General features: G+C 51.3%; 9 protein-coding genes. All 9 read left to right on the top strand.

Features of this window, described 5'->3' with window-relative positions:
- The first annotated feature begins 46 nt into the window (after positions 1-46).
- Complete coding sequence (locus DW915_RS02510; RefSeq protein WP_022461041.1) at positions 47-1,144, top strand: hypothetical protein; 1,098 nt, start codon at positions 47-49, stop codon at positions 1,142-1,144.
- A 22-nt stretch (positions 1,145-1,166) separates the two neighbouring features.
- On the top strand, positions 1,167-1,832 hold the full coding sequence (locus DW915_RS02505; RefSeq protein ID WP_118741489.1) for a hypothetical protein: 666 nt from the start codon (positions 1,167-1,169) through the stop codon (positions 1,830-1,832).
- An 18-nt stretch (positions 1,833-1,850) separates the two neighbouring features.
- On the top strand, positions 1,851-2,618 hold the full coding sequence (locus tag DW915_RS02500) for a hypothetical protein (protein ID WP_022461039.1): 768 nt from the start codon (positions 1,851-1,853) through the stop codon (positions 2,616-2,618).
- A gap of 280 nt (positions 2,619-2,898) precedes the next feature.
- A complete protein-coding gene (gene mutS / locus DW915_RS02495) occupies positions 2,899-5,535 on the top strand; it encodes a DNA mismatch repair protein MutS (RefSeq protein ID WP_118741546.1) in 2,637 nt (878 codons plus the stop codon).
- Positions 5,536-5,590: 55 nt separating this feature from the next.
- The gene (gene mutL / locus DW915_RS02490) at positions 5,591-7,621 is read left to right on the top strand and encodes a DNA mismatch repair endonuclease MutL (RefSeq protein ID WP_118741488.1); all 2,031 of its coding nucleotides are present in this window, start codon (positions 5,591-5,593) and stop codon (positions 7,619-7,621) included.
- Between the two features lie 9 nt (positions 7,622-7,630).
- Positions 7,631-8,608 carry a tRNA (adenosine(37)-N6)-dimethylallyltransferase MiaA gene (miaA, locus tag DW915_RS02485; RefSeq protein ID WP_055218339.1) on the top strand — a complete coding sequence of 326 codons (978 nt, stop codon included), beginning with the start codon at positions 7,631-7,633 and terminating at the stop codon, positions 8,606-8,608.
- On the top strand, positions 8,602-9,888 hold the full coding sequence (locus DW915_RS02480) for a methionine gamma-lyase family protein (protein WP_055228136.1): 1,287 nt from the start codon (positions 8,602-8,604) through the stop codon (positions 9,886-9,888). The genes miaA and DW915_RS02480 overlap by 7 nt, the downstream gene beginning before the upstream one ends.
- Positions 9,888-11,075, top strand: a complete 1,188-nt coding sequence (locus DW915_RS02475; RefSeq protein ID WP_199676767.1) for an NAD(P)/FAD-dependent oxidoreductase — start codon at positions 9,888-9,890, stop codon at positions 11,073-11,075. Before DW915_RS02480 ends, DW915_RS02475 begins: the two co-directional genes overlap by 1 nt.
- Positions 11,072-12,685: an NAD(P)/FAD-dependent oxidoreductase gene (locus tag DW915_RS02470; protein WP_118741487.1), complete on the top strand. Its 1,614-nt coding sequence runs from the start codon at positions 11,072-11,074 to the stop codon at positions 12,683-12,685. Before DW915_RS02475 ends, DW915_RS02470 begins: the two co-directional genes overlap by 4 nt.
- Positions 12,686-12,761: the final 76 nt, after the last annotated feature.

Below are 12,761 nucleotides of genomic sequence, written 5' to 3'. Positions count from 1 at the left end.
GAGCAAGTACAATAAAAGTAACGAAAAGAGAGGAGGCGGTATTCAGTTGAAAAAGAGAAAATGGAAATTCCGCATCGCAGGCGGCGCTGTCACGCTGCTGGGCATCTATCTGATGGCGGTCGGCTACGGAGAGACGATCACACTCACCATCGCCACGGTTGTCCTGATTTTCGGCATTGCCATCTGGTCCATGGCAACCCCGGAGAGCTACAATTCCATGACGGATATGATTGCCATGATCTCCATGGAGAAGCCGCGGAAAATCGAAGAGTTTTACGAGGCATACAAGAACGTCGATACGCCGTTCGGTTCCGCGTGGCTTGCAAAATTCTACACGATGCGGCAGAAAGCACTCGTTTTCGGACCGGACGCCAAGGGAGAATATCTCTACTTCTGGCTGACCAAAGACGGCCATGTCGGCTATTTGGGATATTCCTTCATCGAAGACTTTATCAAAAAGAAACTCACCACACCGGTGTATCCGATCCATGAGGATGTTGCGGAAAACCTCGCAGACCATCTAAGCTACCATTCCGATCTGATGATGTTCCAGAGTGAATTAAAAGCGAATCTGGAGCATTTTGTCAAGAACGGAACGGTACAGCCGTTTCAGAAAATTTCGGCGTCCCAGATTTACACCTTCACGGAGGATTACCGCCTGACTGGCCAGCATTTCGATCTGGAGGATACAGATGGAAACCTGGTTTACGAGATCGACAGCACCGTGCCGCTGAAAACATTTTATATCTACGATGCGATGCACACCGAAATCTTCCGTATGACGAAGGAACTGCTCCACGCACTGCCGACGTACCGCTTTTATCTGTACGGCGAGCCGTATGGTGTGTTGAAAAAGCAGTTTGCACTCGTACGGGATCAGTTCTCGATGGAACTGCCGGAGGGAAAACTGGAACTCCGGGAATATGCCGGCTCCATTGGCCACAATTACTCGGTAAAACTGAACGGAACCATGATCGGCACCATCGTCGACAATATGGATCTTACCGTCGGAAACATCATGTTCGACAATGCATTTCTAATTGTCTACGATGCAAAATATCTGCCGCAGCTGACAGCACTCGCTGTGATGGCGGCAAGAGAACTGGCACGCGACAAGGACGGCGGTTTTTCCAACAGGTCCTGACAAAAGAAAGAGAGGGGAATCTATGAGAAAAACGACAAAATTGTTTTTGGGTTTTACAACAGGACTTCTGCTTCTGTGCGGATGCTCGGCGGCAGAAGAAAAGTTAGGGTATGAAAACGCGGATGTGGCAAAAGAAGCCCTTGCATCGGCTTCGTCCGTTCGCATGCGCTGTGATCTGGATAACGTTGACGCTTCGGGAAACATTTATGCGGATGAAAAGGCTGCCGCGTATATGAAAAACAGCGGTCTCTTTGATCAGACCTGGACGATCTCTATTTCCGGCGAAGAATGGTTCCATATGAAAATTGTGACGGACGAAGAAGTCAATAAGATGACAAAATCCGCTACTACCTATGCATTCTATGATCCGGACAACAACCTGCTTGGCTATGCACAGGAGCGCGTGACGACACCGGATCAGATGCCGGAAGCGTATTACATTATTTTTCTCGATGCAGATCTGAACGAAAAACCATATTACGCATCAGAGGATGGACATACCATTTATACAGAGGGCGGAACGGTGATCGGTTCTGCGAAAAAAGAGATGGACTGGTCCGGTTCACAGTGCAATCTCTATGTGAACCTGGAGGATAACGGTACGCAGGTGATGGATTTCCAGGATAAATACGCCTTGCTCGATATGATGTACGATGAGGCAAATGAGTATTACAAAGATAACAAGTAAGGCGGAGGAAAAAGGCAGTTGAAAAAGAGAATATATACAGCCGCTGGTCTTTTTCTTGCCGCCGCTCTGGTGCTTGGCGGCTGCGGAAAAGAAAAAGTGCCGGAATCTGAGTTTGCAACTGCGGATGAGGCAAAAGAGGCGCTTACATCGGCAGAAACCATAGAAATCTACTTTGACCTGTATGGAAGTAAACGAAAGACGAAGATTGTGGCAGACGGAAAAGTGGCGGGCTATCTTCAGAAGAATACGGTCTATATCAACGAGGAGGAGTGGTTTTCGATTGACTATGTGGAGGATGAGCCCATCAATGACAGAGAAGGCTCCGGCACGACGTACGGCTATTACGACGCATCCGGTACGTGTCTTGGCTATGCGCAGGAGCAGTATGTTGATACCTCCTATGGAAAAGATACAAGACTGATTTTCCTTGATGTAGATGAAACGCCGCTCGATTACCAGAGTTCGAGAAGCGGCAGGATTCTGTATGATGAAAATGACGAGGAGATCGGCAGCGGAAAGATCGGGCGATCAGGGGTCAGTCTTCTTGACCAGTGGTACACGAATCTTTACTGTGCCGTCTTTAAGACCGAGACGGACGGCACGCGGCAGATTGATTTCATGGACCGGATGGCGATGCTGTGGCGTCTGGAGCGCGATTACCGCTCAATTGACGACAATCCTGTCAACACCGGCGTGCAGATTTATGAAACGGTTGCCGTTGTTTTTGTGCTGATCCTGTTGATTGGTTCGTCTTTCTCAAAATGGAGACAAAAAAAGAAAAATTAAAGGGAATGCTCGCTTCCTGGACGGCTGGTTTTGAGAAAAAACCACTGACAGGAAGGGGGCATTTTATACGCTTGTGAATCTTGCACAATTTCTGGTTTCATGCTAAAATTGTGCAGGTATGACGTTTGTTATACTTCTTATATTTATTCTTGAGAAAAGGTATGAAATACAAATGAACGATACAGAAACAAAAAACACAGCGGTAAAAGCGCCGGCACTGATGTCCACGCGGCCTGTGACAGCACAGGATGCGCTGGATCAGTGTGAGAAGCTTTCCCCGATGATGGTACATTATTGCCAGACGAAGACGGGCTTGACTGATCCGGCTAATACCATTTTGTTTTACCGCTTAGGTGATTTCTACGAAATGTTCTTCGAGGATGCCACCCTGGTATCCAAAGAACTTGAGCTTACGCTGACCGGAAAGGACTGCGGCATGGAGGATCGCGCTCCGATGTGCGGTATCCCGTATCACGCTGCAGAAGGGTATATCAACCGTCTTGTAGAGAACGGCCATAAGGTTGCGATCTGCGAGCAGATGGAGGACCCGAAACAGGCAAAGGGCATGGTAAAGCGCGAAGTCATCCGCGTTGTCACACCGGGTACGACGCTGATCCCGCAGGGACTTGATGAGACGAAGAACAACTACATCATGTCGATCGTCTGCATGGAGGGATGCTTCGGTATCTCTACAGCAGATATCTCGACCGGCCAGTGCCTCGTCACGGAAATGGACAAGCCGCGCCGCCTGGTGGATGAGATCACGAAGTTTATGCCGGCGGAAATCATCTGCAATCAGTCGTTCCTGCTCTGCGGGATTGATGTGGAGGATCTCCGGACCCGCCTTCATATCTGCGTGAATGCATTGGAAGACTGGTATTTCGATGATGACATCTGCCGCCGTACACTGCAGGAACAGTTCCATGCTGCTACGATGGAAGGCCTTGGCATCGCCGATTACAACTGCGGAACAATTGCAGCCGGTGCGCTGTTCCAATATCTGCATGAGACACAGAAATCGGATCTGTCTCACATGAATTCGATTACACCGTATGTGACAGACAAATATATGCTGATCGACAGCTCCAGCCGCCGGAATCTTGAACTTGTGGAAACGCTGCGTGAGAAGCAGAAACGCGGCTCCCTGCTCTGGGTTCTCGATAAAACCCGCACGGCGATGGGCGCACGTCTTCTGCGAAGCTACGTAGAGCAGCCATTGATCGACGAGGAGGAAATCAACGCACGGCTCGATGCAGTGGAAGCCCTGACCAGCCAGGCAATGATCCGCGAGGAAATCCGCGAATATCTCCGCCCGGTCTATGACCTGGAGCGTCTCGTCGGAAGAATCAGTTACCAGTCTGCTAACCCGCGTGACCTGATCGCCTTTAAATCATCGCTGCAGATGCTGCCTTACATCAAACAGCTTTTAAATTCGTTTGAGGGCGGCGCACTGGCGCAGGTTCAGGAGGATCTGGACCCGCTCGAGGATCTCTATCAGCTTGTCGATGCAGCTATCGTCGATGATCCGCCGTATCTGATGCGCGACGGCGGTATGATCAAAGACGGCTACAACGAGATGGTCGATAATTACCGCCATGCAAAGACAGAAGGAAAGCAGTGGCTGAGTGAACTTGAGGCGAGTGAGCGGGAGAAAACCGGTATCAAAAACATGAAGGTCAAGTACAACAAGGTATTTGGCTATTATCTGGAAGTTACGAACTCGTTTAAAGACCTTGTACCGGATTACTATACCAGAAAACAGACGCTGACGAACGCCGAGCGCTACATCACACCGCGTCTGAAGGAGTTGGAAGATACGATTCTTGGCGCAGAGGACAAGCTGTACGCGCTGGAATATGATCTTTTCTGTACGGTGCGCGATACGGTTGCCGGTGAGGCGGAGCGGATTCAGCGCACGGCGCAGGCTCTGGCACGGCTCGATGTGTATGCATCGCTTTCCTACGTTGCCGAGCACAACCACTATGTGCGTCCGAAGCTGAACAGCCGCGGAAAGATTGATATCAAGGACGGCCGTCACCCAGTGGTCGAGAAGATGATTCCAAACGATATGTTTATCGCAAACGATACCCTGCTTGACAACGGTGACCACCGCGTTTCCGTCATCACCGGACCGAACATGGCCGGTAAATCGACGTATATGCGCCAGACGGCCCTCATTGTGCTGATGGCACAGATCGGTTCGTTTGTTCCGGCTTCGAAGGCAAACATCGGTATTGTGGACCGGATCTTTACCCGTGTCGGCGCATCCGATGACCTGGCAAGCGGCCAGAGTACGTTTATGGTTGAGATGACGGAGGTGGCAAATATTCTTCGGAATGCAACCTCGAACAGTCTGCTGATTCTCGATGAAATCGGAAGAGGAACGAGTACGTTCGACGGTCTTTCGATCGCCTGGGCGGTGATTGAGCATGTGGCGAATCCGAAGCTGCTCGGCGCAAAGACACTGTTCGCTACGCATTACCATGAGCTGACTGAGCTTGAAGGAAAGCTTCCGGGCGTGCACAACTACTGTATTGCCGTTAAGGAAAAGGGCGACGATATCGTATTCCTGCGTAAAATTGTACAGGGCGGCGCAGATAAGAGCTACGGTATCCAGGTAGCGCGTCTTGCGGGAGTGCCGGAGTCAGTGCTCTCCCGGGCGCAGGAGCTGGTGGAGCAGCTGAGCGATGCCGATATCACTGCTGCGGTCAAGGATCTGACCATGCAGAAAAAAACGAAGGCAAAGCCGGTTCACTACGACGAGGTCGATATGGCACAGATGTCGCTGTTCGATACGGTGCAGGACGATGATATCATCAAAGAGCTCTCGGAGCTTGATATCTCGAATATGACACCGATGGATGCTTTAAATACCCTGTACCGTTTCCAGGGAAAGGTGAAAAACCGCTGGAAATAGGGGAATACTGGATCAGAACATAAGTTAGAATCAATCCGAAACAGAAAGGAACAACATGGCTACCATAGCAGTACTGGATCAGAATACGATCGATAAAATTGCGGCCGGTGAGGTCGTGGAACGGCCGGCTTCCGTGGTAAAGGAGCTGGTGGAAAATGCAATGGACGCCGGTGCGACGGCGATCACCGTGGAAATCCGCGACGGCGGTATTTCGCTGGTGCGGATCACGGACAATGGAAGCGGCATTCCGGCCGAACAGGTGCCGCTCGCTTTTCTGCGCCACGCGACGAGCAAGATCCGTTCCGTGGAAGAACTCGTGCAGATTGCATCTCTTGGCTTCCGCGGCGAGGCGCTCTCGAGTATCTCGGCGGTTGCGCAGGTCGAGATGATTACGAAAACGCCGGATGCGCTGACGGGAACGCGGTATGTGATTGAGGGCGGCGCGGAGAAGGCCAATGAGGAGGTCGGTGCCCCGACCGGAACAACCTTTCTGGTCCGGAATCTTTTTTACAACACGCCGGCTCGTCAGAAATTCTTAAAAACGCCGGTCACGGAGGCAAATGCGGTGACTTCTGTGGTGGAGCAGCTCGCTCTGTCCCATCCGGGCATTTCGTTTAAATACATGGTCAATTCGCAGGTGAAGCTTCATACAAGCGGCAACCGGAATTTAAAAGAACTGGTCTATAATATTTACGGCCGCGACATCGCGCGGGAGCTGATCGAGATTCACTCGGAAAGCCCGCTGATGACGATTGATGGTTTTATTGGAAAACCGGTGATCTCGAGGGGAAACCGGAATTTTGAAAATTATTACGTGAATGGACGGTATGTGCGGAGCAAGCTGCTCGCCCGTGCGATTGAGGACGGATATCAGACATCGATGATGCAGCATAAATATCCGTTTACGCTGTTCTATGTCCAGATGGATGGAGAGGCGGTGGATGTCAATGTGCATCCGACGAAGATGGAGCTTCGTTTTTCCCATCAGGAGGAGATTTACCGCCAGATGCGTGATATGATCTCGGATGCGCTGAATCACAGGGAGCAGATTGTGAAGGTTTCGCTTTCTTCCGACAGGGAACGGAAAGCAGAGGAAAAAGCGGCACGGAAAGAACAGATTGTTGTTCCGGAACCGTTCGAGCAGAAACGGCAGGTAAAAGAAGGCTTTGCACGGCAGTCCCTTCCGGTGGAGCCGGTTTCCAGCCAGAGCAGAAGAATGCCAATTTTCCCGGAGGTGGAACGAAATGGATACCTCGCAGCGAAAACGTATGTGCCGGTTCAGCAGATGACGGGAATGACGCGGGAAGAGGAAGAACTGTTTGAGCCGGGTGCAGGAAACGTGCCAAAGACGGCAGACCTCTCAAACGCGGACGCAATACAGCATCAGCAGGAGCCAGATGCAGCTCCAACGGTATCTTCCATGCCGGAAGAATCCTCATCTGCATCTGCTTCGCCTGAGCCAGAAGGCCAGATGCAGCTCTTTGATGAGCAGTTTCTTACCCCGGAGGCAGAGAAATCGCACCGCATCATCGGCCAGGTTTTCGATACGTACTGGCTGATTCAGTACGGCGAGAATCTCTACATCATCGATCAGCATGCCGCGCACGAAAAGGTACTGTTCGAGCGGATGATGAAAAATTACCGGGAAAAGAACGTCACCTCCCAGATGGTGAGTCCTCCGCTGATCGTCTCCTTAACGCCGCAGGAAGCAGATCTTGTGACCCGTTACATGGACGTTTTCCAGTCCTTCGGCTACGAAATTTCCCCGTTCGGCGGAAAAGACTATGCGATCAACGCCGTGCCGCACAACCTGTACGGTATTGCGACGGAGGAGCTGTTTATCGAGATTCTCGACAATCTTGAGGAGGTCCGCGAAAAGCCGCTGGAGATTTTAAAAGACCGTCTGGCGACAATGTCGTGCAAGGCCGCCGTAAAGGGCAACAATCATCTTTCCTATGCAGAGGCAGAGCAGCTCATTGCCGAGCTTTTGGCGCTCGAAGATCCGTATCACTGCCCGCACGGCCGGCCGACGATCATTTCCCTCTCGAAACGGGAACTGGAAAAGAAATTTAAGAGAATTGTGTAGGTGATTTTTTTGAAAAAACCTTTGATTATCCTGACCGGTCCGACCGCTGTCGGTAAGACGAAGCTGTCGATTTCGCTTGCCAAAGCGGTGAATGGGGCCATTATCTCCGCGGATTCCATGCAGGTCTACCGCCATATGGATATCGGATCTGCCAAAATCCGCCCGGAGGAGATGTGCGGCGTTCCGCATTATCTGATCGATGTGCTCGATCCTTCCGAAGAGTTTCACGTCGTGAAGTTTGTGGAACTGGCGCATGAAGCGATGGAAAAAATATACGCCGCCGGACAGATTCCGATCGTGACGGGCGGCACCGGCTTTTATATCCAGGCGCTTTTAAAAGAAGTTGATTTTACGGAATCGCACGGTGAACTGCCGATCCGGAAACAGCTGGAAGAAAAAGCAGCAACGGAGGAAGGCGCGGCAGAACTGTACCGGGAACTTTCCGAGGTTGATCCTGCTTCCGCGGAGACGATTCACCCGAATAATGTAAAACGTGTAATCCGGGCGCTGGAATATTATCACGAGACAGGACAGAAGATTTCGGAGCACAACGAGGAGCAGAAGCAGAAGGAATCTCCGTACTGTTCTGCTTATTTTGTGCTGAACGACGAACGTTCGATTCTGTATGACCGCATTGACAGGCGCGTCGATCAGATGATCCGCGACGGACTGGTTGATGAAGTTTTCCGTTTGAAAGAAATGGGATACACAAGAGATCTTGTCTCCATGCAGGGACTGGGCTACAAAGAACTGTTCCCGTATCTTGCGGGCGAATGCACGCTGGAGGAGGCCGTCTATATCATCAAGCGGGACACCCGTCATTTTGCCAAACGGCAGCTGACCTGGTTCCGACGGGAAAAGGATGTGATCTGGCTGAACAAGCCGGATTTTGACTACGACGAAGAAAAAATATTATCATATATGCTGGATCGCTGGAACGAAATCGTTTCGGCCGATGCAAAGGAAGAAGGAGAACAATCATGTTGACAGAAAAAGCTGCTATGTACAGCACACTTGGCATTTCCAAAGAGGTTTTCGCATTTGGAACGAAAATTGAGGAAGAATTAAAAGAGCGTTTTGCAAAAATTGATGAAATCGCAGAATACAACCAGTTAAAGGTCATCCACGCCATGCAGGCAAGCAAGGTCAGCGAGGCATGCTTATATGGAACCACAGGATACGGATACAATGACCTGGGACGTGATACGCTGGAGCAGGTCTATGCAACGTGTTTCGGCACTGAGGATGCACTGGTACGCCCGCAGATCGCCTGCGGAACCCATGCGCTTGCAACGGCGCTTTCCGGAAATCTCCGCCCGGGCGACGAACTGCTTTCTCCTGTTGGAAAACCGTACGACACCCTTGAGGAAGTGATCGGCATCCGCCCGTCCGTCGGATCTCTTGCGGAATATGGCGTAACTTACCGCCAGGTAGATTTAAAAGAGGACGGCTCTTTCGATTACGAAGGAATCAAAAATGCCATCAACAAAAAGACAAAGATGGTGACGATTCAGAGATCGAAAGGATATCAGACCAGACCGACGCTTTCTGTTACCCGCATCGGTGAACTGATTGCATTTATTAAAAATATCAAACCAGATGTCATCTGTATGGTCGATAACTGCTACGGCGAGTTCGTGGAGACGATCGAACCGACCAATGTCGGTGCAGATCTGATGGTCGGATCCCTGATCAAAAACCCGGGCGGCGGACTGGCTCCGGCCGGCGGTTACATTGTTGGAAAGAAAAAGTACGTGGAAAATGCAGCATACCGTCTGCTCTCCCCGGGACTTGGAAAAGAGGTTGGCGCAACACTCGGTGTGAACGGTTCCTTCTACCAGGGATTCTTCCTGGCACCGACCGTTACCGCAGCGGCATTAAAAGGTGCTGTCTTTGCTGCAAATGTTTATGAGAAACTGGGATTTGCCGTTGTTCCAAACGGAACCGAGAGCCGTCACGACATCATTCAGGCGGTAACCTTTGGAAAACCGGAAGGCGTCATTGCATTCTGCCAGGGTATCCAGGCAGCTGCCCCGGTCGACAGCTTCGTTTCCCCGGAACCTTGGGATATGCCAGGCTACGACAGCCCAGTTATCATGGCAGCTGGCGCTTTCGTGCAGGGCTCTTCCATTGAACTTTCTGCCGACGGCCCGATCAAACCGCCGTACGCTGTCTATTTCCAGGGTGGGCTTACGTGGCAGCACGCAAAATTCGGTATTCTGATGAGTCTTCAGAAACTCGTCGATGCCGGTATGGTGACATTATAATGGCAAAAAATGTGGTAATTATCGGCGGCGGCGCGAGCGGACTGATGGCGGCAATTTGGGCCTCACGTCTCGGTGCCGCGGTCACCGTTCTGGAAAAGAACGATAAACCGGGCAGAAAGCTTCTTGCGACCGGAAACGGACGGTGTAATTTTACCAATCGTTATCAGGATGCATCGTGCTACCGCACGGGAAATCAGGAGCGTGCATCACGGGTTCTCGAACAGTTTACCGAACAGGACACCGAACAGTTTTTTGAACAGCTCGGCATCCGCATCCGGAGCCGTGAAGGCTGGCTTTATCCGGCCAGCGAGCAGGCACAGTCCGTTCTTGATCTGCTGGTTTTGGAAGCCAGATTCCGAAAGGTAAAAATCAAGACACGGGAAACGGCTGTTGCAGTGGAAAAAGCCGAAAATGGTTATCTGGTGCGCACCAAAGGATGGCAGTACCCGGCTGACAGCGTCATCATCTGCTGCGGAAGCTGTGCTTCCCAGATCGCCGGTTCCGACGGAGATACACTTCGATTTGCCGATCAGCTTCAGCTCGCTTCGATTCCGTTTTCCCCGGCCCTCTGCCCGCTCCGCTGCAAAGGAAACCAGTTTTCCTCCTGGGCGGGTGTTCGGGTGCGCGCGAAGATTACGCTTCTGGTTGAAAATCAGGAGATTCTGACGGAACAGGGAGAGCTACAGCTTACCGACTACGGTGTCTCCGGCATCCCGGTATTCCAGATTTCCCGGTTCGCTGTGCGCGCCTGCATGCAGAAAAAACGCGCTGAACTTCTCGTAGACTTCTTTCCGGAACTGACGGAATCGGAGCTTACTGCAGAACTTGTCAGACGGCAGGAAATCTGCCCGTATAAAGCGCCAAAAGAGCTTCTGATCGGTCTTCTTCCGGAAAAACTCATTCCGGTTCTGATCGGAAAGAAAAAGACTCCGGAAGAAATGGCAGGCGCCATCAAATCATATCGTTTACAGATCACCGGCCAGACCGACTTTGGAAAAGCCCAGGTGTGTGCGGGCGGCATCACGCTCGACCAGCTTACGGATTCTCTGGAATCGGTACAGCACCCTGGTATTTTCTTTGCGGGAGAAGCCCTGGACGTCGACGGCGTCTGCGGCGGCTACAATCTCCAGTGGGCCTGGTCCAGCGGAAGTGCAGCCGGAAGAGCTGCAGCAGGAGAACATGCATGATTCGGATACAGCAATTAAAGCTTCCAGTCACCCACACACAGGAGGAACTGGAACAGAAAATAAGAAAAACACTGAAAATCGGAAAACACGATCTGCAGGAAATTGAGCTCTTACGCCGCTCAATTGATGCCAGAAAGAAATCCGAATTAAAATACGTTTATCAGCTTGATGTAAAAGTAAAAGATGAGAACGCCATACTGCGGAAGGCGAAAAATAACCAGATCGTAAAAGCGGAGAAAAAGCCATATGTGTTCCCAAAATCCGGAGAACAGACTCTTGTTCACCGGCCGGTTATTATCGGAAGCGGTCCGGCAGGGCTTTTTTGTGCCTATGTTCTCGCAAAGCATGGCTACCGTCCGCTCGTTCTGGAGCGCGGCGAATCTGCAGAACAGAGAAAGAAAAGTGTCGATGCGTTCTGGAAAACCGGCGTTCTGAACCCGGAATCGAACGTACAGTTCGGAGAGGGCGGCGCCGGTACGTTTTCGGATGGAAAATTAAACACTTCGGTGAAGGATCCATCCGGCAGAAACCGTGAGGTACTCCGGATCTTCACGGAATGCGGGGCACCGGAAGAAATTCTGTACGATCAGAAACCGCACCTTGGCACCGATCAGCTCATCGGAATTGTGACAACGATGCGGAAAAAGATCGAGGCATGGGGCGGAGAAGTCCGTTTCGGAGCAAAAGTGACGGACTTTGGGATTGAAAACGGCAGACTCACTTCTGTAACCGTCAATGAAACCGAGAAGATTGCCGCGGAGACGGCAGTCCTTGCGATCGGCCACTCTGCACGCGATACCTTCTTTAAACTCTGCGAAAATAAGATCTCCATGGAAGCAAAATCCTTCGCTGTCGGCGTCCGCATTGAGCATCCGCAGAAGATGATCACGGAGGATCAGTACGGACCGGAGGCACCGGATTTTCTTGGGGCAGCACCGTATAAGCTCACCAATCAGTGTGAAAACGGAAGAGGTGTGTACTCATTCTGCATGTGTCCCGGCGGCTATGTTGTCAACGCATCTTCGGAAGCGGAACGCACCTGCGTCAACGGTATGAGTTATTCTGACCGGGAAGGTAAAAATGCGAACAGCGCTATGATTGTCACCGTAACACCGGAAGACTACCGCCCGTACCATGTAGAGGGAACGCCGGACGTACTCGATGGTGTGGCATTCCAGAGAGCGCTTGAACACGCTGCGTGGGAAGCCGGAAAAGGCAAAGTTCCGGTGCAGCTTTTTGGTGATTTCTGTGAAAACAGAGTTTCTACAGCACTTGGAGAGGTAACCCCTTCCATTTGCGGAGAATGGACTTTCGCCAATCTGCGGGAAGTTCTTCCGACGTTTATCGGAGACTCCCTTGTGGAAGGCATTCGTGCATCTGAGCGGAAAATCCACGGCTTTTCCCGTCCGGACGCCGTTCTTTCCGGCGTGGAAGCGCGTACCTCGTCACCGGTCCGCATTGTAAGAAATGAAACGCTCGAAAGTTCGTCGCTTACCGGTCTTTACCCGTGCGGAGAGGGCGCAGGCTATGCGGGAGGCATCACTTCCGCAGCCATGGACGGATTAAAAACGGCAGAGGAAATTGCAAAAAAATATATGAATTTTTCATAATTCCTATACATCTGCGGAAAGTTGTGCTAGAATGATGGGTGATTCAAACCAATGTATTCCATGAAAATTCCCGGAA

The sequence above is a fragment of the Blautia sp. AM42-2 genome, assembly GCF_003480245.1.
Taxonomy (GTDB): Bacteria; Bacillota; Clostridia; order Lachnospirales; family Lachnospiraceae; genus Fusicatenibacter; species Fusicatenibacter saccharivorans.
This window is presented reverse-complemented; position numbering and strand designations above follow the sequence as displayed.

Bases quoted from the DNA above. Each gene is read 5' to 3' on its own strand.
- DW915_RS02505 (WP_118741489.1), top strand. From the start codon at position 1,167: ATGAGAAAAACGACAAAATTGTTTTTGGGTTTTACAACAGGACTTCTG.
- mutL (WP_118741488.1), top strand. From the start codon at position 5,591: ATGGCTACCATAGCAGTACTGGATCAGAATACGATCGATAAAATTGCG.
- DW915_RS02475 (WP_199676767.1), top strand. From the start codon at position 9,888: ATGGCAAAAAATGTGGTAATTATCGGCGGCGGCGCGAGCGGACTGATG.
- DW915_RS02480 (WP_055228136.1), top strand. From the start codon at position 8,602: ATGTTGACAGAAAAAGCTGCTATGTACAGCACACTTGGCATTTCCAAA.
- DW915_RS02470 (WP_118741487.1), top strand. From the start codon at position 11,072: ATGATTCGGATACAGCAATTAAAGCTTCCAGTCACCCACACACAGGAG.
- mutS (WP_118741546.1), top strand. From the start codon at position 2,899: ATGATGGTACATTATTGCCAGACGAAGACGGGCTTGACTGATCCGGCT.